Raw genomic sequence first — 25,723 nt, 5'->3', positions numbered from 1 at the left:
AGTGGGGCGTTAGGAGGTGGTGGCAGTGGGCCGCGTGGCCTCGCCGTCGAGGTCGGCCGGGGCCGCCTCGGGATCGGACGCCGGCGGCGGGCCCACCACGGGGGCGGGCTGCGCTTCCCAGCCGCGGGCCGCGATGTAGCGCACCACGGTGTTGAGGATGGCCATCGCCGGGACCGCAAACAGGGCGCCGGGGATGCCGGCGACCATGGAGCCTCCGGCCACCGCCAGCACCACCGCGAGCGGGTGCAGGCTGACGGCCTTGCCCATGATCAGCGGCTGGAGGATGTGCGATTCGGCTTGCTGGACCACCAGCACGATCGCGAGCATGATCAGTGCGTTCACCCAGCCGTTGGCCACCAGGGCCAACAGCACGGCGATCGCGCCGGTGAAGAGCGCGCCGAGGATCGGGATGAACGAGCCGATGAACACCAGCACGCTCAGGGGCAGGGCGAGCGGGACGCCGAGGATGAACGCGCCCAGGCCGATGCCCACGGCGTCGATGAAGGCGACGAAAAGCTGGACCCGGACATAGTTGACCAGGCTGCTCCAGCCCCGGCGCCCGGCGCCGTCAGTGGCCGCCCGGGCGGTGCGGGGCATCAGGCCCACCAGGAAGCTCCAGATGCGGTTGCCCTCAAGCAGGAAGAAGATCAGCGCGAACAGAGTCAGCAGCAGGCCCGCGGCGAAGTGCCCGACCGTGGTGCCCCAGGAGAGCGCGCCGCTGAGGATCGAGGAGCTGTTGCTCTGCAACTGCTTCAGTGCGCTGTCGATGTACTGGTTGATCTGGGCGTTGGTCAGCTGCAGCGGTCCCTGGGAGAGCCAGGCCTCCACTTGGAAGATGCCGGCCAGGGCCTGGGCCCACAGGCTTGCGAAGCCGCTGGCCAGGGTCCGTCCGACGATCGAGAGCGCCCCGACGATCAGGCCCAGGAAGGCCACGATCGTCAGGCCCGTGGCCAGGCCGTTGGGCACGTGCCAGCGGCGCAGGAACACGACGGCCGGGGAGAGCAGGCCGGAGAGCAGGGCCGCGATCATGACCGGAATGACCAGCAGCGACACCTGGGACAGCAGCCAGACGACGATGCCGCTGACAGCGATGATGAGCCCGACCCGCCAGGCCCAGGCTGCGGCGATGCGCACTCCGTAGGGCATGTCGCGGGCCGCGTCGGCGACCGGCTGCGAAACGGCCCGGCGGACTGCCACAGGACGCGCGACCACCGGACCCTGCACAGCCGAGTCCGGTTGGCCCGAACGGATGCCACGGATTGCGAAGCGCTTCATATGCCCATACTTACACATTGGGCCAAGAGAAACGGCCGGCGCGTCACAGCCATGACCTGATTCCCCAGGTGCCGACCAGGGACTCGCCCGTTTCCAGCCAGGCCAGCGAGCGTCCACTGTTCAGCGCATCCGCGGGGGCGCTCATCGGTTCGACCGCCACGGCCAAGGGCTCGCCGCGGTAGGTGTCCGTCACGAAGATATGCGCGTAGGGGAATGTCTTGTCCGCCCAGAGGGCCACCCTGCGCCCGCCGGGGGCCGCGAGGACATGCTCGTAGCGGCCGTCGGGGCCGGCTTCGAGTTCCGTGATCGCCACGTCGACGCGCACGTCGCCCACGCGCTTTCCGCCGCGGAAGTCGGTGTCGCCGGAGACAGCCTCCTCCCCCACCGGGATGAGCCGTTCGTCCGCGACCAGCCGCCGCTGCCCCCGGACCGTCAGGACCAGGTCCTCCACCGGGACGTCCCCGACGCGCAGGTAGGGATGGGCGCCGAAGGCCGCCGGGGCCGTCGCACGCCCGAGGTTCGCCAGTTCCTGGCGCACCGACAGGTGCCCGCCGGCGTCGAGCGCGTAGGTGGCGGTGTGCCGCATGCGGAAGGGAAAACCGTGCTGGGGGAAGATCTCGCCGGCCAGGGTCACCGCGTCGGGGGCGGCGGACGCCACCGCGTAGCCGGTGTTGCGCAGGAGCCCGTGCGAGGCGTTGCCGCGGGAGGGCTCTGTCAGGTCCAACTGCTGCACCTTGCCGTCCAGCAGCCACTTCCCGTCCCGGACGCGGTTGCCCCACGGGGCCATGAGGATCCCGGATCCCCCCGGCGGCAGTTCGTCCGCCGAGAACGGCTGGACCAGGTCGGTCCCCTGCCGCCGGTAGGTGCGCAGGGCGGCCGCCAGCTCGGTGATTGTCGCCTCCGCCCCGCCGTTGCGGATCGTGAACTGGCGCCCCGTGACCGCCGCTCCCGTGTCCCGGACTGTCTCCTGGCCGCTCATGTGCGGTTCCCGCTCATCTGCCATCCTTGCTCGAATCCCTCCAACGTCCCTGTCCCCATGGTGGTTCTGGCCTTACGCTAGCGCGCGGGGCAGGCCCTTTCGTGTCGACTTCGTCGCCACGCAGGGACCCGACTGCCCCGCGCTTAGCGGTTCCGGCGCCGCACGTGGCCGGAACGGAAAGGACGACGGCGGAAGTCGCCTTCCGCCGTCGTCCTTCAGTGCTGTGGTTCCGCTGCGGACTACTCCGCCATCTCGCGGATGATCGCGATGATGCGCAGGATCTCCACGTAGAGCCAGACCATGGTGACGGTCAGGCCGAAGGCGCACATCCAGGCGAACCTCTCCGGGGCGCCGTTGCGGACGCCCTCCTCGATGGAGGTGAAGTCGAGCACCAGCGAGTAGGTGGCCAGCAGCACGGCCAAGGCGCCGATGGCCAGGCCGATCCAGCCGCTGCGCAGGCCGAACATGCCGTCGACCACCCCCGTCAGGGAGAGCACCAGGTTCACGACGCCGAAGACCAGGTAGCCGATCATGGCGATCATGAACATGCGGGTCATCTTCGGGGTGGCGCGGTACTTGCCGGAGCGGTACAGCACCAGGACCACCGCGAACACGCTCAGCGTGGCGGCGACGGCCTGGACCGCGATGCCCGGGTACATGGTCTCCAGCAGCCCGGAGAGGCCGCCGATGAACAGGCCCTCGGCCGCGGCGTAGAGCAGGATCAGGACCGGCGACGGTTCCTTCTTGAAGCTGTTGACCAGGCCCAGGACCAGGCCGATCAGCACGCCCGGAAGCATCAGGGCGGGGATCTGCCAGCCGATGAACGCGCCGGCGAGCAGCACGATGAAGGTCAGCGTGGTCTTGGCCACCACGTCGTTGAACGTCATGCGGCCGGTCTGCGCGGGTCCCGCCGCCGGCTTGTTGTACATGTCCTGGAGCTGCTGCGGGCTCAGCTGCCCGTACTGGCCGTACTGGCCGTACTGCTGCGGAGCCTGGGTGGCCGACGGCGCGCCGCCGGGACGGATCTCTTCGCGGTAAGTCTTCGAGTTGAAGACCGGGTTGCCCCCGAGTGCCATGCGGATCTCTCCTCTGGTGGTTGTTTAAAGTAGCCTACGTGGCACAACGTCCGGGCGCTGCGATAAGGTCCCGCTCCCGGGTTTTCTCATGAAACCGTAACAATCCCACCGTGAAGGACATCGTGACCGAGATTCCCACTTCCCTGCCCCTGCGTATGCTGCACGACCGCCTCCTGGTCCTGCTGGACAAGGACGCGGCGGAGCGGCGTTCGGCGTCCGGGATCGTCATTCCCGCCACCGCCCAGATCGGGAAGCGGCTGGCGTGGGCCCAAGTGGTGGCGACCGGGCCCAACGTGCGCCAGGTCAGCCCGGGAGACCGCGTGCTGTTCGACCCGGAGGACCGCTCCGAGGTGGAGGTCGGGGCCAGGGAGTACATCCTGCTGCGCGAGCGCGACGTGCACGCGGTGGCCCAACCGGAGGACCCGGACACCGCCATGGGGCTCTACCTCTAGCTGTACTCAGCCAGCAGGTTGGTTGCACCTGGTGATAGGCGCTGGCCTCGGCCAGGGAGGCGTTGAATTCGTCGTGATTGATGCCTCAGTGAGTGCCACCCACCGGACCGGTTCACGCGGCTCCCCAGAGCCTGCGCGTTGCCGGTCGCGGGAAGGACCGCCGAAGGATGCGGCTATTGGGGCTTGATCGGGATAACGCGCTCCCTCGACTGGGCCAGTCCCGATTCCACCTCGTTGCCGCCGGTGTGGATCCTGAAGGACCCCAGCGTAAAGATGTCGGCCCGATGGTCCTTGTCCCAGTCCGGAACGGTTGCCCTGTAGCTGACGCGCTGGGCGACTCCGGCCTTGAGGTCGTAGGTGCCAGCGAAGCCCTTGCCGATCTTGTCATCCCCGGCCAGGCTGTTCACGCTGCCGTCGTTCTCCATGGCCTGCAGGTAGACGGTGACCTTGCGGTTGCTGTTGCAGGTGATGGACCCCCAATGGGTGGCATCCTGGATGACTTCACCCGGCTTGGTGCTCTCGTAGGGGCGGTTGAGCGTCAGGGTGCAGTCCCGCAGTGTCACCGTGCGGGGATAGGCCTCCGCCGACGCGGTGGAGGCGCCCAGCGGGAGGAGCAGGGCGGTCAGCAGGGCGGGGGCGGCAGCGAGGGTGAACAGGCGTCCCCGGCGATTTCTTCGGATGGTGGGCATGACGGTTCCTGTGTGAGTCCAGCTTGTGTGGGGTTCGGTTCCGGCGGCGTAGCGCGGCGGGAGCCCGAGGCTTGGTGCAGTCACAGTCATCCGGCGTCGTGCCGCGGATTTTTCTGAAGTGGTGGCGATCCGTTCGAAGGATTCCGTAGCCGAATGTTCGCATGGCCGCGCCTCACCGACAACGGATTCCGTAGCGGAAAAAAGATATCGTCAATTCCCTGTAGGCGCCCTACAGCCCCACGGGTTTCCTGCCGAGCGGCACTCGCTTCACTAGCCGGCGCCGGCTCGGTGGGAGGCCTTCGCGGACGAGATCGCCGCGTCCCGCAACTCCGAGGCACTCGTCCTGCGTGCCGAAAACGTCCACGGAGCAGGCGACGGGTGCCTGGTCGTGCGGTGGGACGGGTCCGTGAAATCCGACTCGATCAAGAAGCTCCATGAGTCCGAGTTCGATACGACCGGAAAGCGCAAGCATGACCGGAGACCGGCGATGCTGAATCCGAGGTCGTCCCGGCTCTCGGCCAATGGATGGGCGGGCACGCTAGCAGGCAAACGACGCAGCGGCACCTCGACCCCGAAGCCCAAGGCATGGCCGTCCTTTCGGCCATCGGGCCAAAAAGGAGGGCAGCCCTGCTTCCCCGAAATTACAGGGAAATAGGGCCGATGAATGGTGCCCCCAGTGGGACTCGAACCCACAACACAAGGATTTTAAGTCCCCCGCCTCTCCCAATTGGGCCATGGGGGCGGCACCCGTCCAGCCTACTCGATCCGCGGTTGCGGTCACCCGCGCAACGCTGCTTGGGAAGTGCACCTTATGCGCCGCGAATAAGGTGCACTTCCCAAGCAGCGTTGCGCGCCGGGGGCTTTTGGCCGCGGCAGTGAGGCCCGCCTGCCAGGAACCGCCGGTTAAGCACCGAGGCCGCCCCCATAGTGGGGACGGCCTCGACGGCGGCAGTGCGGCTGCGCTACTTCTTGACCGGGGTCCTGGCGGGCTTGGCGGTGCCCTGCGCGACAGGCTGGACCGGCGCGGCGGCCTTGGCCTCGACCTCGGCGGGCTTCTCGGCCGGCTTCGGCTTCGGCGTGGCGGCCTCGACGAACTGGCGGCGCGGGTTGTCCAGGTCGGAGATCTGGGTCATGTCGCGGTTGAAGAACAGGGACCAGAACCAGCCGCTGACCACGCGGAACTTGCGCTCGAACGTCGGCATGGCCATGCCGTGGTAGCCGCGGTGGGCCATCCAGGCCGGCCAGCCCTTGAGCTTGATGCCCAGGACCTTGGCGACACCCTTCCAGGAGCCGAAGCCGGCGACGGCGCCGAGGTTCTTGTGCTTGTACTCCTTGATGGAGCCCGCGCCGTAGCGGGCGGCATAGAGGTTCTTCGCCAGGCGCTTGGCCTGGCGCACCGCGTGCTGGGCGTTGGGCACGCAGGTGCCGTCCGGCAGGCCGCCGGTCAGGTCGGGCACCGCGGCCACGTCGCCGGCCGCCCAGGCACCCTCGAGCGGGTTGCCCTCGGCGTCAACGATCCGCAGGTCGGCGCCGGTGGTGACGCGGCCGCGCGGTTCGATGTTGAAGTCGGTGGAGCGCACCATCGGGTTGGCCTGCACGCCGGCGGTCCAGATCAGGGTGTCGGCCTCGAATTCCTGGGCCGGGGACTTGTCCGCCATGTTGATGAGCTTGAGCAGCCCGCCCTCGGCGTTGGCCAGGGAGGTGTTCAGCAGGACCTCGATGCCGCGGCTGCGCATGTGGTCGATGACCCACAGCGCCTGCTCCTCGGTGACCTCGGGCATGATGCGGCCCATGGCCTCGATCAGGACGAAGCGCACGTCGGACGGCTCGAGGCGGTCGTTCTTGGCCACGGCTGCGCGGGCCATGTCCTGGATCTCGGTGATCGCCTCGATGCCGGCGAAGCCGCCGCCGACGACGGCGAAGGTCAGCGCACGCTTGCGGGCGGCCTCGTCGGTCATCATCGACGCGGTCTCGATGCGCTCCAGCACCTTGTTGCGCAGCGCGACGGCCTCTTCGATGGTCTTCAGGCCGATGCCCTGGTCGGCCAGGCCCGGAATCGGGAAGGTGCGGGTGATCGCGCCGGCGGCAACGACGACGTCGCGGTACTCGATCTCGAACGGCTCGCCCTCGGCCGGGGCGATGACGGCCTTGTGGTTGGCGTGGTCGATCGCGGTGACGCTGCCGCTGATGAGCTCGGAATCCTTCAGGTGCTTGCGGTGCGAGACGACCGCGTGGCGGGCCTCGATCTGGCCACCAGCGACCTCCGGAAGGAACGGCTGGTAGGTCATGTAGGGCAGCGGATCCACGACGGTCACGATGCCGCCGTGCGCCTTGACCTTCTTCTGCAGCTTCATGGCCACGTACAGACCTACGTAGCCACCGCCGACCACGAGGACGCGCGGACGATCGGAAAGTTGGGGGGTGAGTGCCATGCAAACCATCATAGCCCCCTTTGGGGGATTATGTGAAAACCTTCACTAGCTCCCCGCGACCTCCCCGGAAACGCCGCGGTCAGGCCTCGGGAAGGTCGTCGAACACGTCGTGGCGGCGGCCCGGAGCCGCGACCACCAGTTCGGCCACGGTCGCCTCCGCCGCACGGAGGGAGCGCTCGCGGCGGCCCGTCCGCAGCAGGTGCACGGTGCCGCCGGCCACGGTCGCGGCGAAGAGGATCCCGAAGGCCGCCAGCACGACGGCGGGGAGCGCTCCCCCGGGCGGGCCGGGCTGCACCGCGGCGGGAGCCTGCGCCACGGGCACCGTCGATTCGGCGGACGGGACGGCGGCCCCGGAGGAGGAGGCCGCGCTCCCGCGGCGGTGGACGCGGATCCATTCGGCGATGGTGTCCATCGGGTTGACCGCCACGGCGGGCACGTCCGCGGTCAGGGCCGCGTAGGCGTCCAGCAGGCCGTGCCCGTAGAGGTTGTCCACGCCCGGGTCTCCCGTGTCGCGGGCCGTGGCCAGGATGCGGTTGGCGACGTCGCGGGCGGGCAGGTCCGGGTACTTGGCCCGGATCAGCGCCGCGACCCCCGCCACCAGCGGCGCGGCCCCGGAGGTGCCGGACCAGGTCGCGTAGCCGCCCTCGGGCAGGCCGCCGACCAGGGGTTCGGCAGGGGCGGCGACGCCGATGCTGATCCCGGTCGTGGAGGAATCCCAGCTGGCCTTGCCGTCCTTGTCCACCCCGGCGACGGTCAGCACGCCCGGGATGGTGGCCGGGGCGCCGACCTGGGCCATCCCGCCGGCGCGGTTGCCGGCCGCGGCCACGATGACCACGTCCTTCCGCTCCGCGTAGAGGAAGGCGTCGTCCCAGCTCTTGGGCCACTCGGGGGTGGTGGATCCGAGCGACATGTTGATGACGGAGGCGCCGTGGTCGACGGCCCAGCGGACCGCCCGCGGCACCTGGTCCTCGACGTCCACGCCCCCCGGGTTGGCCGATCCGAGCCACAGCGAGACGGCCAGCAGGTCGGCCTCGGGGGCGACACCGACGATCCCGTCGGGGCCGGGTCCGGGCTTGGGGACCTTCACGGCGGCGGGTTCGGCGGGAACCGGGTTTCCGCTGGCCTTGGCCTCGGCGGCGGCTCGTTCCCACGCGGTGCGCTGGACGCCGTTCTCCGCCTCGGCCCGGGCGATCTCCGCCCCGTTGTTGCCGTGTCCGGCCAGCAGGGTGGCCACCAGGGTGCCGTGCTCGGGGAGGGCGCCGATGGGACCGGTCCCGCCCTTCTTGCCGGCCCCGGAGACGTCGGTGCCTCCCACGACCTGGCCGTGCAGGTCGGGGTGGCTGGCGTCGATGCCGGTGTCGATCACGGCGACTGTGACCCCGGCACCCTTGGTCTCGGCCCAGGCCTTCTCGATCCCGAAGGACTTCAGCCAATACTGCTCATCGCGCACGGCATCGGCGCTGGCGGCGGGAGCGGCGGCCAGCGCCGTTCCGAGGGCCAGCGCGGCGGCAAGTGCGGCGCCGACCGCGGGCCGGGCACGCAGCAGTGCGCTGGGCCTCATGTGGACACCTCCATGGCTCGGGCTACTGGACCGGGTCACCGGGTGCGCGGGGGCAGCCCGAGGGCGATCCCGTCGAGGATATCGTGCTCACTGGCCACGGCCGTGTCGATTCCCCCGCGGGTCCCGCGTTCGAGCCGGCGCAGGATGGTGCGCCAGATCAGCGCGCCGGCCCCGATCACGTCGACGCGGCCCGGATGCATGAAGGGCAGTCCGGCGCGGCGCGTGCGGGGGAAGGAGAGCAGTTCGCTCGCGGCGGCCTCGACCACGCGGATGGGCAGTTCGGCGCCGTCGATCGCGCTGGAGCTGTACTCGTTCAGGTCAAGGGCGTGCGCGGTGACGGTGGTGATCGAGCCGGCGACCCCGATCACGCGGGTGGCCTCGCCGAGGGGCACGGTGCGCGAGACCTCGTCCAGCAGCCGGTCGGCCTCCGCCTCGGCGGCGGCGACCTGCTGCGCGGTCGGCGGATCGTCGTGCAGGAAACGCTCGGTGAAGCGCACGCAGCCCATGTCCACGCTCAGCGCCGCTTCGACGCCCTGCGCTCCCCCGACCACGAACTCGGTGGACCCGCCTCCGAGGTCCACGACCAGGACCTTTTCCCCGGCCAGCGGCGGGAACACCGAGACGGCGCCGGCGAAGCTCAGCTGCGCCTCCTCCTCCCCGGCCACCACCTCCGGTTCCACCCCGAGCCGGGCGCGCACGCCGTCGACGAACTCCTCCCGGTTGGAGGCGTCGCGGGTGGCGGAGGTCGCCACGAAGCGCACGACGTCGGCGCGGTGCTCGCGGATCAGTTCCGCGTACTCGTCCAAGGCGGCAAAGGTGCGCTCCAGGGCCTCGGGGGCCAGCCGCCCGGTGGCGTCGACGCCCTGGCCCAGGCGGACAACGCGCATCAGCCGCACGACGTCGGTGAGGCGGGCAACGCCGTTGTGCTCGGTGACGTCGGCGATCAGCAGGCGGATCGAGTTGGTGCCGCAGTCGATCGCGGCGACGCGCATCAAGCGACGCTCCCGGCGTCGTCCGGTCCGGAACCAGCCTGGTCGGCCGCGAGGGCCGCGCGGGCGGCGGCGCGCGCACGCTTCTTCTCCGCCGGGTCCCCGGCCTGGGTCTTCACGTGGCGGCTGCGGTCGCGGTTGGGGACCTCGCCGGTGGTGTCCCAGGCGCCGGAGCAGTAGCACCGGTCCTTGGTCCACCATTCGGAGATCTTCTCCAGCGCCTCGTCGCCGAGCGGGTTCACGCCCGGTCCGGCGGCCAGCGAATGGCCCACCAGCACGTGCAGGCACTTCACGCGGGTGGGCATGCCGCCGGCGGAGATGCCGGCGATCTCGGGGACGGGTCCGACGCCGGTGCGCGCGCCGATGGCGTCGCGCACGGCCAGGTAGTGCTCGTGGGCGCCGCGGTAGGCCGCCGCCAGTTCCGGGTCGGTGCCGAGGCGTTCGGTCATTCCGACCATCTCGCCGGCGGCCTCCAGCCGGGAGACGGCGGCGGTGATCACCGGATGGGTCAGGTAGTACGTCGTCGGGAACGGGATGCCCGAGGACAGCCGCGGGGCGGTGGTGGCCACGAGCGGGTTGCCGCAGACGCAGCGGGCGCCGATCTCGGCGACATCGCGCACGGGCCGCCCCAGCTGGCGGCTGAGGGTGTCCAAGTCCGCGGCGCTCGGCACGCGCTCGGCGGCGTCGAGGGCCTCGTTGTGGGCTGGGATGTGGGGGGTGGCCGCCACGGGTCCTCCTGGTGTCGTCAGTCCGTGGCGGAGCGCTTGACGGTGTCCCACAGCGCATCCATCCACGGCAGGTCGGTGCGGACCTGGTTGGGGCTCTCGTTGACCGGCACGGCCTCGTCCTCGGCGACCTCGCCGATCACCATGTACTTCCGTTCGCCGGGCATGACCAAGTTTATGCGATCGCGCGCCTGCTGCTTGATGTAGGCCGGATCGTCCCAGCGGGCGATCTGCTGCTTGAGGTCGGCCTGCTCGGCGGTCTTGGCCTGGATCGAGAAACGCAGGGTCTCCAGCTCGGAGCGCTGGCGCGCGTAGGTGCCCACGCTGGGCAGCAGCAGCACGGTGATCGTCACCAGCACCAGCGCCAGGGCGAGCATCCGCCCGGAGAAGGTCCGGGCGGGAACCGGACGGGCCTCCGGATCGGCCACCGGACGGGCCTCCTGCCCGCCGGTGGCCGCGCCGGCCCTGATGGCCCCGGAGAGTTCGGCCCGCTCGCGGGCACGCTGTTCCGACGCCGGCCCCTTGGCGCCGCGGCCGGCCGGCTTGGGCGCCGGCTGGGACTTCCGCGCCGGCTGGCTCTTCGGCGCGGGCTGGCTGGCCCGGGCCGGCCGCTCGGCCGGCGCCGGCTGGGACTTGCGCGCCGACTGGCCCTTCCGCGGGATCTGGGGCCGCGGCACGGGGCGGGCCGCACGCCGGTCCGCGCCGCCGCCGGAACGGGCCGCGGTGTCCGGGTCCTGGGCGTGCTGGTCTTCGGTGTGCGGGACCGCGCCGAGCGGGATGACCTTCGCGAGGCGTTCCGGTGCCGCATCCCCCGCGCCGGAGCCGGACGCGGTCCTGGCGTCCTGCGGCCCGCCGGCGCCGGTTGCGCGCGGCATGTTGGGACGTCGGGTGGCCATCGAACTCCTGCCGGTCTGCTGCGCCTTCGGTGGCGGCGGGATGGCCGCCCAACGGCGACCAGGCCCGCACTGCGTGTTGCGAAGCTGCGCTGGATGATTCAGTGCGTGAGGGGAACCACCCTACCGGGCGGCTCCCCTCACGACACTACGGGGTGTTCGCGTCCGCTAGGCGGTGAAACGCGGGAACGCGCCCTTTCCGGCGTAGACGGCGGCGTCGCCCAGCTCCTCCTCGATGCGGAGCAGCTGGTTGTACTTCGCCACGCGCTCGGAGCGGGCCGGGGCGCCGGTCTTGATCTGTCCGGCGTTGGTGGCCACCGCGATGTCGGCGATGGTGGTGTCCTCGGTCTCGCCGGAGCGGTGCGAGGTGATGGTGGTGTAGCGGTTGCGCTGGGCCAGGGCGACGGCGTCCAGGGTCTCCGTCAGGGAGCCGATCTGGTTCACCTTCACGAGCAGCGAGTTGGCGGTGCCCTTGTCGATGCCGTCCTGCAGGCGCTCCGGGTTGGTGACGAACAGGTCGTCGCCGACCAGCTGGACCTTCTCGCCGATGGCGTCGGTGAGGGTCTTCCAGCCGTCCCAGTCGTCCTCGTCCAGCGGGTCCTCGATGGACACCAGCGGGAAGTCGGCGACCAGCTGGGCGTAGTAGTCGCTCATCTCCTGGGCGCTGCGGGACTTGCCCTCGAACTGGTAGGCGCCGTCCTTGTAGAACTCGGAGGACGCGACGTCCAGGGCCAGGGCGATGTCCTCGCCCAGGGTGTAGCCGGCCGTGGCGATGGCCTCGGAGATCAGCTCCAGCGCCGCGCGGTTGCTCGGCAGGTTCGGGGCGAAGCCGCCCTCGTCACCGAGGCCGGTGGAGAGGTTCTTCTCCTTGAGCACGGACTTCAGGGAGTGGTAGACCTCCACGCCCCAGCGCAGGCCCTCGGAGAAGGTCGCGGCGCCCACCGGGACGATCATGAACTCCTGGATGTCCACATCGGAGTCGGCGTGGGAACCGCCGTTGAGGATGTTCATCAGCGGCACCGGCAGCACGTGGGCGTTCGGTCCGCCCAGGTACTTGTACAGCGGCAGGTTGGAGGACTCGGCGGCGGCGTTGGCCACGGCCAGGGAGACGCCCAGGATGGCGTTGGCGCCCAGGTTGGACTTGTTGGCGGTGCCGTCCAGGTCGATCATGATCTGGTCGATGGCGCGCTGGTCGGTGGCGTCCATGCCCACGAGGGCCGGCTGGATGGTGTCGATGACGGCCTCGACGGCCTTCTGGACGCCCTTGCCCAGGTAGCGGCCCTTGTCGTCGTCGCGGCGCTCGACGGCCTCGAAGGCTCCGGTGGAGGCTCCGGACGGGACGGCGGCGCGGCCCATCGAGCCGTCGGACAGCAGGACCTCAACCTCGACGGTCGGGTTGCCGCGCGAATCCAGGATCTCGCGGGCGTGGATGGCATCGATCAGGGCCATGGAAGGTGCTCCTTCGTGGTGTGTTTGGTGGGTCGGGACCGCACAGCAGAAAAGGCCCCGTTGCCAGTGCCCTAGCCTAGCCTGATGCCGGGCCGGTTAACGAAGCTTGGGTCCATGTTGCGGACGGGCGTTTCAGAAGCGGGCGGACGGCCCCTCCGGTTCCGTCTCCGGCTCCGCCGGCGGGTGCTCCAGCCCCGTCCGCAGATACTCCAGGTCCTCCCGCGCGGTGGCGAGCCACTGGTCCAGGTCGTCCGTGAGCGCCCACCGGTCGTAGAGGTCCGAGGCCGTCGGGCTCAGGACCCTGTCCGCGGCGGCGGCCAGCCAGCCGCGGTATTCGGGGGTCAGCCCGGCCCGGAAGTCCTCCAGCCGGATCCCGGCCGGGTCCTCTCCGGTGCCGCCGGCCGGGATCGGGGCCTCGGCCACGGGCCGGCCATCATCCACCATCCGGGCAATCCGCAGCAGGGCCAGCACCCCGTCGCCGTATTCGCCGACGTATCCGTCGGCGGACAGTTCGGCCTCGAACCCCGCGCGGAACCGCGCGAGGTCGGTCCCGCCGCGGGCGATTTCGTCGATCCAGTCAAGGCCGCCGTCGTTCTCGAACGGCCCGGTTCCCCAAGTCCCCATATGTCCCGTCCCCCTCGGTTGTGGTCAGCGCGGTGCGCGCCATCCGGTCTCGGTGTGGCGGACGACGGCGGCGCGCAGCGCGCGCTCCGCGTCCAGTCCGGCGGCCCGTGCCGCGCGGACAATCCCGAGAAGGTGCTCCCCAAGCTCCTCCTCGGTGGCAAAAACGGCCCGGTCCCGCCCGAAGTCCCCTTCCGGCGCCGCCGGCGTGTCCGCGGGCTCCGGCCCGCCACCGCCGTTCTCCAGCGCGAGCCAGCGCTCGCCGCGCCCCAGGGCCTTGTCCGCGAACACCAGGGCCGGTAGGTGCCGGGGCAGCCCGGCGAACGGGTCGGTGCGTTCGGGCCGCTCGGCGCGTTTGGCGGCGTCCCAGGACCGCACGATCTCCTCGATGGAGTCAGGGAAGCTCTCCCGGAGCGTCCCGTCCGGGGCAAACACGTGAGTGTTGCGGCGGATCATTTTCTCCGTCAGCGTCCGCGCGATCCCCTCGAGGTCGAAGGCTCCCCGCTCGGAGGCGATCCGCGCATGCAGCACCACCTGCAGCAGCACGTCGGCCAGTTCCCCGCGCAGCTCCTCGTCGGGCCGGTGCTCCTCGATTGTTTCGAGAAGCTCGTAGGACTCCTCCACGAGGTACTCGACGAGCCCCTCGTGGGTGAGCGCCGCCGTCCAGAGGCAGTGCTCGCGCAGGGCGGCAACGACCTCCACCAGCCGGTCGACGGCGGCGCCCATCCCGGCTACTCCTCGTCCTCGAACTCGTCCTCGAACTCGTCGTCCAGTTCGTCGACCGCGTCCTCGCCGGAGAGCTCCGCGTAGGCGTTGTTGATGTACTCCACCAGCGCCTCGCGCTCCTCGAGCGGCAGGAAGGCGGCCTCGGCCGCGTTGAGGGTCAGCTCCAGCAGGTCGTCGAGGTCGTAGTCGAAGGCCTCGACCAGCAGTTCGAACTCGTCGGAGAGCGTGGTGCCGCTCATCAGGCGGTTGTCCGGGCTGACGGTGACGTTGAAGCCGGTCTGGTAGAGCAGGTCGATCGGGTGCGCTTCGATGCCCTCGCCGAACTCGGCGGTGGCCCCGGTCTGCAGGTTGGAGGATGGGCAGATCTCCAAGGCGATGCCGCGGTCGCGGACCCAGTTCGCCACCGGTCCCAGGCTCACCAGGCCGGTGTCCTCGCCGACCTCCTCGCCGTCGTCGTCCTGGCCCCCGAACTGCACCTCGATGTCCTCGGCGATGCGCACGCCGTGGCCCAGGCGCTGGGCGCGGCCGACGACGATCGCGTCCTTGATGCTGTCCAGCCCGGCGGCCTCGCCGGCGTGGACGGTCGCCGGGAAGAAGTTCTCGGCGAGCAGGGTGAACGCCTCGGCCATGCGGGAGGGCGGGAAGCCGTCCTCGGCGCCGGCGATGTCGAAGCCGACGACGCCGCGGCCGCGGTGGCGCAGGGCCAGTTCGGCGATCTCGGTGCCGCGGTCGGCGTGGCGCATGGCGGTGACCAGCTGCCCGACCTGGATCGGGCGGCCGCTGGCCTCGACGGCGGCGACGCCGGCCTCCAGGCCCTCCTGGACGGCCTCGACGGCCTCGTCCAGGGACAGGCCGGCGGTCAGGTGCTGCTCGGGGGCCCACCGCACCTCGGCGTACACGACGCCGTCGTCGGCCAGGTCCTCGACGAACTCGCGGGCCACGCGGGCCAGCCCCTCGGCGGTCTGCATGACCGCAATGGTGTGGTCGAAGGTCTCCAGGTAGCGCACCAGCGAGCCGGAGTCGGCGGAGTCGCGGAACCACGCGCCGAGGGCCTCCGGATCGGTGGCGGGCAGCTCGTGCCCGGCCGCGGCGGCCAGTTCGATGATGGTGGCGGGGCGCAGGCCGCCGTCGAGGTGGTCGTGCAGCGACACCTTGGGGAGGCTGCGGAAGTCGAAGTCGGGGTCGTATGCGGTGTGGATCAGCTCGTCAGTCACCCGACCAGCCTACTGCGGGGCCGGGGCCCGCGATAGCGCCCGCGCCCACGTCAGGCGGCGTCGCCGTCGGCCTCCTCCACCTTCATCAGCTCGTACTCCGGGGCCTCGGTCTGCTTGCCCAGCCGCCGCAGGATGGCGTACACGATCCGGTCCAGCAGGTAGCCCAGGATGATCGCGACCACGATCGAGAGCCCGATGCCGAGCACCTTGTTGTCATGGAACCACTGCCCGGCGAAGGCACCCACGCCGACCGAGTAGGCGCCCCAGGCCAGGCAGGAGAGGATGTCCAGCACGGTGAAGCGGCCCAGCGGGTAGCGGGTGGCCCCGGCGGTGAAGTTGACCGCGACGCGGCCGATCGGGATGTAGCGGGCGGTGAAGATGAGCATCGCCCCGCGCTTCATCAGCTCGTGGTGGGCGAAGGCGAAGGCCTTGCGGCTGCGCCGCAGGCGCATCCAGCGGAAGCGTTCGGTGCCGATCCGCCGCCCCAGCCGGTAGGCGATCTGGTCGCCGGTGATCGCCCCCGCGGCGCCGACCAGGGCCAGCAACACCATGTTCGGCGTTCCGGTCGTCACCGCGACGCTGGCCAGCGCCACCAGCAGGGTCTCGCTGGGCAGCACCGGAAAGAACCCGTCGATCAGGCAGAACAGGTACACAATGGGCAGAATCCACCACGCGTTGGCGGCGTGGAGAATGGCCTCATTGATGACATCCACGTAGGTTCGCTTTCCCTCGGCGCCCGGCGGCGGCCGGCACCGGCACGGAAATCGGCCGGTGCACACCATTGTCGCCCACCGGAAGCGCGGCCCGCGCCAGCCGATGGGGTCCCGCGTCAGCCGATTCGATCCAGGATCAGCCTCCGGGACGGGCGGTCCCCCTCCGGGGCGATCACCACGGCCCGCTCGAGGGCCTCCCTGGCCCGGCCGAACCGCTCCGGGGTGTCGGTCAGCAGCGTCAGCAGCGGCTGCCCGCGCCGGACCGTGTCCCCCGGCTTGGCGTGCAGGCGCACCCCGGCCCCGGCCTGCACCGCGTGCTCCTTGCGGGCCCGGCCGGCGCCGAGCCGCCAGGCGGCCACCCCGACGGCGTGCGCGTCCAGCTCCACCAGCACCCCGTCCGCCTGGGCGTACACGGTGTCCGTTTCCCGGGCGACCGGGAGCTTGGCGTGCGGGTCCCCGCCCTGGGCGGCGACCATGCGGTTCCACACGTCCATCGCGCGGCCGTCGCGCAGCGCCGCGGCCGGGTCCGCCCCGTGGATTCCGGCGGCCTCGAGCATCTCCTCGGCCAGGCGGACGGTGAGTTCGACGACGTCGGCCGGGCCGCCCCCGGCCAGCACCTCCACGGACTCCTCGACCTCGATCGCGTTGCCCGCGGTCAGCCCGAGCGGTGTCTGCATGTCGGTCAGCAGGGCCACGGTCCGCACCCCGGCATCGGTGCCGAGGGCGACCATGGTTTCGGCGAGCTCGCGGGCGGAGGCCTGGTCCTTCATGAACGCCCCGGAGCCGACCTTCACGTCCAGGACCAGCGCCCCGGTGCCCTCGGCGATCTTCTTGCTCATGATGGAGCTGGCGATCAGCGGGATCGACTCGACGGTCCCGGTGACGTCGCGCAGGGCGTACAGCTTCCTGTCCGCCGGGGCCAGCCCGGACCCTGCGGCGCAGACCACCGCCCCGACGTCCTGGAGCTGGGACATCATCTCCGCGTTGGACAGCCCCGCACGCCAGCCGGGGATGGCTTCGAGCTTGTCCAGGGTGCCGCCGGTGTGCCCGAGCCCGCGGCCGCTCAGCTGGGGCACCGCGACGCCGAAGACGGCCACCAGCGGGGCCAGCGGCAGGGTGATCTTGTCCCCCACCCCGCCGGTGGAGTGTTTGTCCACGGTCGCCTTCACGCGGCCGTCCGGGGTGCGCAGCGCGGAGAAGTCCATCCGCTCCCCCGAGGCGATCATCGCCGCCGTCCAGCGGAAAATCTCCGCGCGGTCCATCCCGTTGAGCAGGATGGCCATGTTCAGCGCGGCCATCTGCTCCTCGGCGATCGCGCCGCGGGTGTACGCGTCGATGGTCCAGTCGATCTGGGCGGCGCTGAGCGTTCCCTTGTCCCGCTTGGTGCGGATGATGTCGACGGCGTCGAAGGCCTCAGTGGTCATGGCTGCCTTTCGTGGGTTCGCGGGTGCCGCGCGGCGGTCAGAACAGGTTGTTGGGACCGAAGGCGTCCGGCAGGACCTCGTCCATGGTCCGGACGCCGCTGACGGTCATCAGGCGCATGCCGGCGCCGCGGTGCTCGTGGAGCAGCTGGCGGCAGCGCCCGCACGGCATCAGCACGTTGCCGCGCCCGTCCACGCAGTAGAAGGCGCGCAGCTTTCCGCCGCCGGTCAGGTGCAGCTGGCCGACCAGCGTGCATTCGGCGCAGAGCGTCACCCCGTAGGAGGCATTCTCCACGTTGCACCCGGTGACCATCCGCCCGTCCTCGGTCAGGGCGGCGGCACCGACCGGAAACCCGGAATAGGGCACGTAGGCGCGGGTGGCCGCCTCGCGGGCCGCCTGGGCCAGGCGTTCCCACTCCGCCTCGGTCACCACGGGCTCGGATGGTGGGGGCTGGGGCGTGGCATCCGGCATCGGCTGCTCCTTCACGGGGGATTGCACTGTGGATTGCGCCTTCACGCTGGATTCCGCCTTCATGCAGGGGGAAGGCGGGGTGCGGGGGCTACGCCTCGACCGGCTCCGAATCCTGCGTTCCGTACGTGGCGATGGCGCGCAGCGCGGCCCGGGCCATCACGCGCACGCCGACGGCGATCGCCTTTTCGTCCGGGATGTAGTCGCCCCGGTGGAGGTCGTAGGTGTCCCCGCCGGGGGTCCGGGTGCCCAGGCGCATCATGGCTCCCGGGATCCGCTGCGTCATCCAGGCGAAGTCTTCCCCGCCCATCGACTGCGGGGTCAGCACGATCGAGGACGAGCCGATCTCGGCGCGGGCGGCGTCCTCGATCAGCTCCGTCTCCTCCTCGGTGTTGACCACCGGGGGCACGCCGCGAATGTGTTCCAGCTTCACGTCCACCCCGTAGGGCGCGGCGACCTGGCGCACCACCTCGTCCAGCAGTTCCCCGGCGCTGTGCCAGGCCGCCGCGTCCAGGCAGCGCATGGTGCCGGCCATGTAGCCGGAGGCGGGAATCGCGTTGGGAGCCGAACCGGCGTGGATCTGTCCCCACACCACGGACACGGCGCTGCGCACGTCGATGCGCCGGTTCAGCACCGCGGGCACGTTCACCGCGATCTGGGCCAGCGCGAAGACCATGTCCTCGGTGAGGTGGGGGCGGGAGGTGTGGCCGCCGCGGCCGGTGAGCTCGATCTTGATCGTGTCGCTGGCGCTGGTGATAGCGCCGATGCGAGTGCCGATCTTCCCGGCGTCGATGCGCGGCTCGCAGTGGAGGGCCAGGATGCGCGGAACCCCTTCGAGCGCCCCCTGGGAGATGACGAAGAGCGCGCCGCTGGGCAGCGTCTCCTCGGCCGGCTGGAAGATGACGCGGACGCGGCCGTGGAGCTGGCCGGCGTCGTCCATGTTCTTGAGCAGCAGCGCGACGCCGAGCATCACGGTGGTGTGGATGTCGTGGCCGCAGGCGTGGCAGACGCCCTCGTTGCCGGAGGCGTAGGGCAGGTCGGTCTCCTCGAGGACCGGCAGCGCGTCGATGTCCGCCCGCAGCCCCAGGGCGATCGGGCCGCTACCCACGTCGACGAACGCCCCGACCCCCTCGAACCGCTGCGGGACCAGCCCGGCCTCCTCGAGGGCGGCGATGATCCGGCCGGTGGTCCGGAACTCGCGGAAGGACAGTTCCGGGTTCGCGTGGATGTCCCGCCGGAACTCGACCAACCGGTCGACCAGCGGGTCCACCCAGCCGGCGAGCGTCGGAATCTGGTACTGGGCCTCGGAAGTGAATCGCACGGCAAAACCCTACTCGGGTTTCCCTCCTCCGGCAGCGCCGCCGCCCCGCAATGACGCGGCGCCGCCGTGGCGGGTGCCGCGCACGTCCCGGCTAAAGGACGTCGACGTCGCCGGCGGCCTTGAGGTGTTCGACGGCCTTTTTCACCGACTGCGCGTGGTCCTTGGTGGTGACCAGGAGCGCGTCCGGGGTGTCCACCACCACCACGTCGGAGATCCCGATGAGCGCGATCACGCGCTTGGTGTCGGAGACGACGACGCCGGAGGCCTGGTCCGCGTAGACGCGCGCCCCCTCGCCGAGGACCGTGATGTTGTTGCTTTCGCTGGCCGGGTTCAGGCGCCCGATCGCCGCGAAGTCCCCCACGTCGTCCCAGGTGAACACGCCCGGGATCATGGCCACGTCGCCGGCCGCGGCGGCCGGCTCGGCGACCGCGTAGTCGATGGCGGTCTTGGGCAGGTCCGGCCAGATGCGGGCCATGACCTCGTCGCGGATCGGGGTGTCCCAGGCGGCGGCGATCTCCATCAGGCCCACGTAGAGTTCGGGTTCGCTGGCCGCCAGGTGGCGCAGCATCAGGCCCACCGGGGCGACGAACATGCCGGCGTTCCACAGGTAGTCGCCGCTGGCGAGGTACTTGCGGGCCAGGTCCTCCCCGGGCTTTTCGACGAACTCGGCGACGGCCATCGCGCTGGGGGCGCCCTCGACGTCAAGGCGGCCGGACTGGCGGATGTAGCCGAAGGCGGTCGAGGGCAGGGTGGGCCGGATGCCGATCGTGACGATCTTGCCGGTGGCCGCGGTGGCGACGGCTTCGCGGACGGCCTCCTGGAAGACCTCCACCGGACCGATCACCTGGTCGGCGGCGAAGGAACCCATGATGGTGTCCGGATCGCGCCGGCTCAGGATCGCCGCGGCCAGCCCGATCGCGGCCGCCGAATCCTTCGGTTCGCTCTCCAGCACCAGGTTGTCATCGCCCAGCTCGGGAAGCTGCGCCAGCACGGCGGTGCGGTGCGCCTGCCCGGTGACCACCATGATGCGGTCTCCCGTCAGCGGGGCGAGCCGCTCGTAGGTGGCGCGGATCAGCGTGCTGCCCGATCCGGTCAGGTCATGGAGGAACTTGGGGGCAGCGGCCCGGGACAGCGGCCATAGCCGCGTTCCCACCCCACCGGCCGGGATGACGCCGTGGAATCGCTGCAACAGGTCTTCACTCATTTGTCCAAGGCTAGTCGATGTACCCGGCGCCGGGGCGCCAGGCGCGGACGGGGGCGGCCACCCCCGGGCTCCGATTTAGGCCACTCCAACGTTGCGTAATTCCGCGAGATTCCAAGGCTTTCGGGCGGGCCGCGTCATGATAGTGACCCTGCACACATGGCACCTACCCCGACCCGACGCAACCCCCCATAGTGGTTTAGGGTATGCGTAGGAACGCTCACGCACCGGCGTCAATTCTTGTGTGGAAACCGCACAACGCCCTTGCGATGCATGGAGGTTAATTCAGTGTCGAAGACTTCGTCAGGCACCCTCTACCGCGGCCGCGAAGGCATGTGGTCTTGGGTGGGACACCGTATCACCGGTGTCGTCATTTTCTTCTTCCTTCTGGTGCACGTGCTCGACACGTCCCTGGTGCGCGTGTCGCCCGGGGCCTACGACGCCGTGATCGCCACTTACAAGAACCCGCTGATGGCTCTGGGCGAGACCGGCCTGGTGGCCGCGATCATCTTCCACGCCTTCAACGGCCTGCGCCTGATCCTCGTGGACTTCTGGAAGCAGGGTCCCAAGTACCAGCGCCAGATGCTGTGGGGCGTCATCATTCTCTGGGCGATCGCCCTTGGCGGATTCGCCATCCGCCACCTCTCCCTCGCTTTCGGAGGTCACTAAGCCATGGCATCGACGGAATTCGTAGCGCCGCGCACCGGCCGCATCGAGCCGCAGTACAACCGCATGAAGAACCGCGGCGGCACCTTCGAGATGGCCGCCTGGCTGTTCATGCGCCTCTCCGGCGTCGTCCTGGTGGTCCTGATCTTCGGCCACCTCATCACCAACCTGCTGGTCGGCGACGGCATCAACGCCGTCGACTTCGGCTTCGTTGCCGGCAAGTGGGCCGATCCGTTCTGGCAGTTCTGGGACCTGGCCATGCTGTGGCTGGCCATGCTGCACGGCACCAACGGCCTGCGCACCATCATCAACGACTACGCGGAGAAGACCCGCACCCGCATGTGGCTCAAGACCGTGCTGTACATCTGCACGGCCGTGATCATCATCCTGGGCACCCTGGTCATCTTCACCTTCGATCCGTGCATCCCGGGGTCCACCCTCGAGGTCTGCAAGTAGTCCCGGCACCGTTCGCCGACACTGAGAATTCGAAAGATTAGAGAGAGCATCCGGTATGCAGGTACATAAGTACGACGTTGTCATCGTCGGCGCAGGCGGCGCCGGCATGCGCGCCGCGATCGAGTCCGGCCAGCGCGCGCGCACGGCGGTACTCACCAAGCTTTACCCGACCCGTTCGCACACGGGCGCCGCCCAGGGCGGCATGTGCGCCGCCCTGGCCAATGTCGAGGAAGACAACTGGGAGTGGCACACCTTCGACACCATCAAGGGTGGCGACTACCTGGTTGACCAGGACGCCGCCGAGGTCATGGCCAAGGAGGCCATCGACGCGGTCCTCGACCTGGAAAAGATGGGCCTGCCCTTCAACCGCACCCCCGAGGGCAAGATCGACCAGCGCCGCTTCGGCGGCCACACCCGCGACCACGGCAAGGCCCCGGTCCGCCGCGCGTGCTACGCCGCCGACCGCACCGGCCACATGATCCTGCAGACGCTGTACCAAAACTGCGTCAAGCACAACGTCGAGTTCTACAACGAGTACTACGTGCTCGACCTGCTGCTCGTCGAGGAGGACGCGGTCCGCGAGGACGGCACCGCCTACAAGCAGAAGCGCGTTGCCGGCGTCGTCTCCTACGACCTGGCCAGCGGCGAACTGCACGTGTTCCAGGCCAAGTCCGTCGTCTTCGCCTCCGGCGGCGCCGGCAAGGTCTTCAAGACCACCTCCAACGCCCACACCCTGACCGGCGACGGCATGGGCATCGCGTTCCGCCGCGGCATCCCGCTGGAGGACATGGAGTTCTTCCAGTTCCACCCGACCGGCCTGGCCGGCCTGGGCATCCTCCTCACCGAGGGCGCCCGCGGCGAGGGCGCGATCCTGCGCAACTCCGAGGGCGAGCGCTTCATGGAGCGCTACGCACCGACCATCAAGGACCTGGCCCCGCGCGACATCGTGGCCCGCTCCATGGCCAACGAGGTCCGCGAGGGCCGCGGCTGCGGCCCGAACAAGGACTACGTGCTCCTGGACCTGACCCACCTGGAGCCGGAGCACATCGAGTCCAAGCTGCCGGACATCACCGAGTTCGCCCGCACCTACCTGGGCGTGGAACCGTTCACCGAGCCGGTGCCGGTCTACCCGACCGCGCACTACGCGATGGGCGGCATCCCCACCAACATCGAGTCCCAGGTCCTGCAGGACAACGACACCGTCATCCCGGGCCTGTTCGCCGCCGGCGAGGTGGCGTGCGTGTCCGTGCACGGCTCCAACCGCCTGGGCACCAACTCCCTGCTGGACATCAACGTGTTCGGCAAGCGCGCCGGCCTGGCCGCCGCCAAGTACGCCCGCGACGCCGAGTACGTCGAGCTGCCGGAGGATCCGGAGACGTACACCACCGCCCTGCTCGAGGACCTGCGCAACGCCAACGGCACCGAGCGCGTCGCCGTGCTGCGCAAGGAGCTCCAGGACACCATGGACGCCAACGTCCAGGTGTTCCGCACCGCCGAGTCCCTGCAGGAGGCGCTGAACGTCATCGAGTCCCTGCGCGGGCGCTACAAGAACGTGGCCATCCAGGACAAGGGCAAGCGCTTCAACCTGGACCTGCTCGAGGCCGTTGAGCTGGGCTTCCTGCTGGACATGGCCGAGGTCATGACCACCACGGCCATGCACCGCAAGGAATCCCGCGGCGGACACTACCGCGAGGACTTCCCGGACCGCGACGACGTGCAGTTCATGAAGCACTCCATGGCCTACAAGGACGCCACCGCCGTCTCCGAGGGCATCTCCGGCATCCGCCTGGAGACGAAGCCCGTCGTCTTTACCCGTTACCAGCCGATGGAGCGTAAGTACTAATGAGCACGGAACTTCCGGAACCAGCATCTGTCGTCAAGCTCGCGCCGGGCGTGGGCGGCGGCGGGGAGATCCCCAAGTTCGACATCACCCTGCGCGTGCGCCGCTACGACCCCGAGGTCTCCGACGATGCCTCGTGGGAGGACTTCAAGCTGACCATGTACGGCACGGACCGTATCCTGGACGCGCTGCACAAGGTCAAGTGGGAGCATGACGGCTCGCTGTCCTTCCGCCGCTCCTGCGCCCACGGCGTCTGCGGCTCCGATGCCATGCGCATCAACGGCCGCAACCGCCTGGCCTGCAAGACCCTGCTGAAGGACCTGGACACGTCCAAGCCGATCACCGTCGAGGCCATCAAGGGCCTGCCGGTCGAGAAGGACCTGATCGTGGACATGGAGCCGTTCTTCCAGTCCTACCGCGAGGTCATGCCGTTCCTGGTCGCCAAGGGCCACGAGCCGTCCAAGGAGCGCTACCAGTCCGTCGAGGACCGCGAACGCTTCGACGACACCACCAAGTGCATCCTCTGCGCCGCGTGCACCTCCTCGTGCCCGGTGTTCTGGACCGACGGCCAGTACTTCGGCCCGGCAGCGATCGTGAACGCGCACCGCTTCATCTTCGACTCCCGCGACGAGGCCGGCGACATGCGCCTGGAGATCCTCAACGACAAGGAAGGCGTGTGGCGCTGCCGCACCACCTTCAACTGCTCCGAGGCCTGCCCGCGCGGCATCCAGGTCACGAAGGCGATCGCCGAGGTCAAGCAGGCCATCCTGGCCCGCTCCCTTTAGCCGTCCGGCTTTCGGCCGACGCGCGAAGGCGCCGCTCCCCCGCTGCGGGGCGCGGCGCCTTCGCGCTTTAACCGTGTCTGCGGGTGGGCACGCGACCGGGCTTGCGCAGCAGGGCACGACGCCGGAGACTCAGTCCGTCGCGGCCCCCAGCCGTGGCGGCGTGCGCCCGGTAGTCCGCCTCGGCAACGGCTCCCCACGCCGTGGCGACCATGTAGATCTGGCTGAGCAGGTAGAACCAGACAAAGAGGCCCAGGACCACGGCGAAGGGGGCCAGCAAGGGGTTGTTGTTTCCAACCCCGCCGAGGAGCGTCGAGGAGAAGTAGCGCAGCACCGTCGCCCCGCCGCCGGCCAGCAGCGCGGATTGGAGCATCGCGGCCCGCGGCATCCTGACCCCCGAGGCGAGCCGCAGCAGGCCCAGGGCCACCAGTATGTCCAGCACCAGCATCACGCCCAGGCCCGTGGCCCGCGCCAGCGGCGCCCCCAGCACGTCCTCGACCCCGAGCCACCCAATGAGCCGGGTCAGGGTCGCGCCGGTGAGCAGGCCCAATCCGGTGGTCAGCAGCAGCGCCACGCCCAGCAGGGCCAGCAGGCCCAGGTCGCGGACCACGCTGAGGACCGGGTTGATGCGCTCCGGCCCCAGCCCGAACATCCCGCGGGTGCCTTGCCGTACCCCGTGGATCCAGCCTAGGGACGTAAAGATCATGGTCACGGTGGAGATGGCCAGCGCCAAGCTGAAGCTGCTGGCGCTGAACAGCTGCGCGGGGTCCGCCAAGCCACCGTTTCCGGTGTCGATGAGCCCCGGGATGGCGCGCGCGACGGTATCGATTACCGCCTGCTGCCACCGGGGGTTGTCGCTGAGGACCAGCCCCAGGATGGAGAACCCCACCACCAACAGCGCGGCGATGGAAAAGAACATGTTATAGGCGCAGCCGGCGGCCATGAGCGGGCCGTGGCGCCGGAGGTAAAGGTTCCAGGTGCGCATGGGCCGGGCGGCGGCGGCCTGCGCCTCCAGCCACTGGAATCCGGCGCCAGCCACCTTGAACCGCCCGTCGCCGCGCCGCCGGGCGGTCCCGTACAGGGCCCGCCGGCGCAAGGCGGCGGTGCGCAGGGCGTCCCGGTTCAGCGGGTCGGGCTGGGGCGGCCGGTGGCGGACGCCGGTGCCCGCGTGGACGCGCACCGGCATCGCCGCGCTAGTGCGGCGCCTCGGTGGCGCGGCCAAGCGGCAGCTCCTCCCGCAGGGCCCACAGGCCGGAAGCGTCGGTCTGGAACAGGCCGATCGTGTCCACCCGGAACTCGGCCGTGAAGCCTGCCATGTCCGCCATCGCCCGGTCCAGGCAGGCCTCGGCGACCTCCTGCGCGAGCGTCACGTGCGGGTGGTAGTCGAAGGTGGGTTCCGCCTCCAGCGGGCCCTCGAGCAGGCGGCGGTGCAGCCGCGCGCACGCGTCGCCGCCCTCGGCCAGCGCCAGGTAGACCACCGGGGAGACCGGGCGGAAGGTCCCGGTCCCGTGCAGGCGCACGGTGAACGGGGCCGTGGCGGCCGCGACCGCGCGCACGTGCGCGGTCGCCCCGGCCAAGTCGTCCGTCAAGCCCCCGGTGACCAGCGTGATGTGCGGGGCCACGACGGAGGCCAGCGGGTCGTCGTAGGAGGCTCGGGCCCGGCCCAGTTCCCCCGAGAGCGGCTCGGGAACCGGGATCACGATCCCGAGGCGTTCTTCCGCGGGCCCGGAGGACTCCCCCGGGGCCGCCGGCACCTCGCCCGTGCGGCGCATG

General features: G+C 70.3%; 25 protein-coding genes and 1 tRNA gene. 5 read left to right on the top strand and 21 right to left on the bottom strand.

Translation table 11 applies throughout. The annotated features are described in order from the left end of the window. Positions 1-9: 9 nt before the first annotated feature. From ABD912_RS22180 to ABD912_RS22170, 3 genes are all read right to left on the bottom strand, one after another. On the bottom strand, positions 10-1,275 hold the full coding sequence (locus ABD912_RS22180) for an AI-2E family transporter (protein ID WP_425548128.1): 1,266 nt from the start codon (positions 1,273-1,275) through the stop codon (positions 10-12). Between the two features lie 43 nt (positions 1,276-1,318). Further along, positions 1,319-2,254: an aldose 1-epimerase family protein gene (locus ABD912_RS22175; protein ID WP_345154416.1), complete on the bottom strand. Its 936-nt coding sequence runs from the start codon at positions 2,252-2,254 to the stop codon at positions 1,319-1,321. A 239-nt stretch (positions 2,255-2,493) separates the two neighbouring features. Next, positions 2,494-3,330, bottom strand: coding sequence for a Bax inhibitor-1/YccA family protein (locus ABD912_RS22170; protein WP_345154414.1), 837 nt, complete (start codon positions 3,328-3,330; stop codon positions 2,494-2,496). Between the two features lie 155 nt (positions 3,331-3,485). On the opposite strand from ABD912_RS22170, the gene ABD912_RS22165 reads away from it, so the two are divergent. Further along, positions 3,486-3,782: a GroES family chaperonin gene (locus ABD912_RS22165; RefSeq protein ID WP_345154463.1), complete on the top strand. Its 297-nt coding sequence runs from the start codon at positions 3,486-3,488 to the stop codon at positions 3,780-3,782. Between the two features lie 173 nt (positions 3,783-3,955). Here the strand turns inward: ABD912_RS22165 and ABD912_RS22160 are convergent, their stop codons facing one another. The 16 genes from ABD912_RS22160 to ABD912_RS22085 all read right to left on the bottom strand — a co-directional run bounded on the left by ABD912_RS22160 (position 3,956) and on the right by ABD912_RS22085 (position 20,209). Continuing rightward, positions 3,956-4,471: a hypothetical protein gene (locus ABD912_RS22160; protein ID WP_345154413.1), complete on the bottom strand. Its 516-nt coding sequence runs from the start codon at positions 4,469-4,471 to the stop codon at positions 3,956-3,958. 665 nt (positions 4,472-5,136) lie between these two features. Continuing rightward, positions 5,137-5,213, bottom strand: a tRNA-Leu gene (locus tag ABD912_RS22155). Positions 5,214-5,433: 220 nt separating this feature from the next. Next, positions 5,434-6,903 carry an NAD(P)/FAD-dependent oxidoreductase gene (locus ABD912_RS22150; RefSeq protein WP_345154412.1) on the bottom strand — a complete coding sequence of 490 codons (1,470 nt, stop codon included), beginning with the start codon at positions 6,901-6,903 and terminating at the stop codon, positions 5,434-5,436. 79 nt (positions 6,904-6,982) lie between these two features. Then, a complete protein-coding gene (locus ABD912_RS22145; RefSeq protein WP_345154411.1) occupies positions 6,983-8,464 on the bottom strand; it encodes a S8 family serine peptidase in 1,482 nt (493 codons plus the stop codon). Positions 8,465-8,499: 35 nt separating this feature from the next. Then, the gene (locus ABD912_RS22140) at positions 8,500-9,459 is read right to left on the bottom strand and encodes a Ppx/GppA phosphatase family protein (protein ID WP_345154410.1); all 960 of its coding nucleotides are present in this window, start codon (positions 9,457-9,459) and stop codon (positions 8,500-8,502) included. Further along, a complete protein-coding gene (locus tag ABD912_RS22135; RefSeq protein ID WP_345154408.1) occupies positions 9,456-10,181 on the bottom strand; it encodes a DUF501 domain-containing protein in 726 nt (241 codons plus the stop codon). The genes ABD912_RS22140 and ABD912_RS22135 overlap by 4 nt, the downstream gene beginning before the upstream one ends. Positions 10,182-10,198: 17 nt before the next feature. Further along, positions 10,199-11,074, bottom strand: a complete 876-nt coding sequence (locus tag ABD912_RS22130; RefSeq protein WP_345154405.1) for an FtsB family cell division protein — start codon at positions 11,072-11,074, stop codon at positions 10,199-10,201. A 165-nt stretch (positions 11,075-11,239) separates the two neighbouring features. Continuing rightward, positions 11,240-12,520 carry a phosphopyruvate hydratase gene (gene eno / locus ABD912_RS22125; protein ID WP_345154403.1) on the bottom strand — a complete coding sequence of 427 codons (1,281 nt, stop codon included), beginning with the start codon at positions 12,518-12,520 and terminating at the stop codon, positions 11,240-11,242. 132 nt (positions 12,521-12,652) lie between these two features. Continuing rightward, the gene (locus tag ABD912_RS22120) at positions 12,653-13,144 is read right to left on the bottom strand and encodes a DUF4259 domain-containing protein (protein ID WP_345154401.1); all 492 of its coding nucleotides are present in this window, start codon (positions 13,142-13,144) and stop codon (positions 12,653-12,655) included. A 24-nt stretch (positions 13,145-13,168) separates the two neighbouring features. After that, positions 13,169-13,867, bottom strand: a complete 699-nt coding sequence (locus tag ABD912_RS22115; RefSeq protein WP_345154400.1) for a MazG nucleotide pyrophosphohydrolase domain-containing protein — start codon at positions 13,865-13,867, stop codon at positions 13,169-13,171. Between the two features lie 5 nt (positions 13,868-13,872). Beyond that, positions 13,873-15,081, bottom strand: coding sequence for an adenosine deaminase (locus ABD912_RS22110; protein WP_345154398.1), 1,209 nt, complete (start codon positions 15,079-15,081; stop codon positions 13,873-13,875). Between the two features lie 50 nt (positions 15,082-15,131). Then, entirely contained in the window at positions 15,132-15,794 is a 663-nt protein-coding gene (locus ABD912_RS22105; protein ID WP_345154397.1) for a DedA family protein, read from the bottom strand. 116 nt (positions 15,795-15,910) lie between these two features. Beyond that, positions 15,911-17,218, bottom strand: coding sequence for a thymidine phosphorylase (locus ABD912_RS22100; RefSeq protein ID WP_345154396.1), 1,308 nt, complete (start codon positions 17,216-17,218; stop codon positions 15,911-15,913). 37 nt (positions 17,219-17,255) lie between these two features. After that, positions 17,256-17,687 carry a cytidine deaminase gene (locus ABD912_RS22095; RefSeq protein ID WP_345154394.1) on the bottom strand — a complete coding sequence of 144 codons (432 nt, stop codon included), beginning with the start codon at positions 17,685-17,687 and terminating at the stop codon, positions 17,256-17,258. Positions 17,688-17,775: 88 nt separating this feature from the next. Beyond that, a complete protein-coding gene (locus ABD912_RS22090) occupies positions 17,776-19,005 on the bottom strand; it encodes an amidohydrolase (RefSeq protein WP_345154392.1) in 1,230 nt (409 codons plus the stop codon). A gap of 91 nt (positions 19,006-19,096) precedes the next feature. Beyond that, on the bottom strand, positions 19,097-20,209 hold the full coding sequence (locus ABD912_RS22085) for a mannose-1-phosphate guanylyltransferase (protein ID WP_345154391.1): 1,113 nt from the start codon (positions 20,207-20,209) through the stop codon (positions 19,097-19,099). A 270-nt stretch (positions 20,210-20,479) separates the two neighbouring features. Between ABD912_RS22085 and sdhC the strand changes: the two genes are divergently transcribed. Genes sdhC through ABD912_RS22065 form a run of 4 tightly spaced genes read left to right on the top strand, consistent with a single transcriptional unit; the run spans position 20,480 to position 23,953 of the window. Continuing rightward, a complete protein-coding gene (sdhC, locus tag ABD912_RS22080) occupies positions 20,480-20,875 on the top strand; it encodes a succinate dehydrogenase, cytochrome b556 subunit (RefSeq protein ID WP_425548127.1) in 396 nt (131 codons plus the stop codon). Between the two features lie 3 nt (positions 20,876-20,878). Continuing rightward, entirely contained in the window at positions 20,879-21,328 is a 450-nt protein-coding gene (locus ABD912_RS22075; RefSeq protein ID WP_345154386.1) for a succinate dehydrogenase hydrophobic membrane anchor subunit, read from the top strand. A 55-nt stretch (positions 21,329-21,383) separates the two neighbouring features. Beyond that, the gene (gene sdhA / locus ABD912_RS22070; protein ID WP_345154385.1) at positions 21,384-23,171 is read left to right on the top strand and encodes a succinate dehydrogenase flavoprotein subunit; all 1,788 of its coding nucleotides are present in this window, start codon (positions 21,384-21,386) and stop codon (positions 23,169-23,171) included. After that, the gene (locus tag ABD912_RS22065) at positions 23,171-23,953 is read left to right on the top strand and encodes a succinate dehydrogenase iron-sulfur subunit (RefSeq protein WP_345154384.1); all 783 of its coding nucleotides are present in this window, start codon (positions 23,171-23,173) and stop codon (positions 23,951-23,953) included. Before sdhA ends, ABD912_RS22065 begins: the two co-directional genes overlap by 1 nt. 67 nt (positions 23,954-24,020) lie before the next feature. On the opposite strand, the gene ABD912_RS22060 is transcribed toward ABD912_RS22065, so the two are convergent. Beyond that, the gene (locus ABD912_RS22060; protein ID WP_345154383.1) at positions 24,021-25,172 is read right to left on the bottom strand and encodes a YihY/virulence factor BrkB family protein; all 1,152 of its coding nucleotides are present in this window, start codon (positions 25,170-25,172) and stop codon (positions 24,021-24,023) included. Beyond that, positions 25,144-25,722, bottom strand: a complete 579-nt coding sequence (locus ABD912_RS22055; protein ID WP_345154382.1) for a 2'-5' RNA ligase family protein — start codon at positions 25,720-25,722, stop codon at positions 25,144-25,146. The genes ABD912_RS22060 and ABD912_RS22055 overlap by 29 nt, the downstream gene beginning before the upstream one ends. Between the last annotated feature and the right edge of the window lies 1 nt (position 25,723).

The sequence above is a fragment of the Arthrobacter ginkgonis genome, assembly GCF_039540195.1.
GTDB lineage: Bacteria > Actinomycetota > Actinomycetes > Actinomycetales > Micrococcaceae > Zafaria > Zafaria ginkgonis.
Note: the sequence above shows the minus strand (reverse complement) of the source record. Positions and strands in the feature narration are given on the sequence as shown.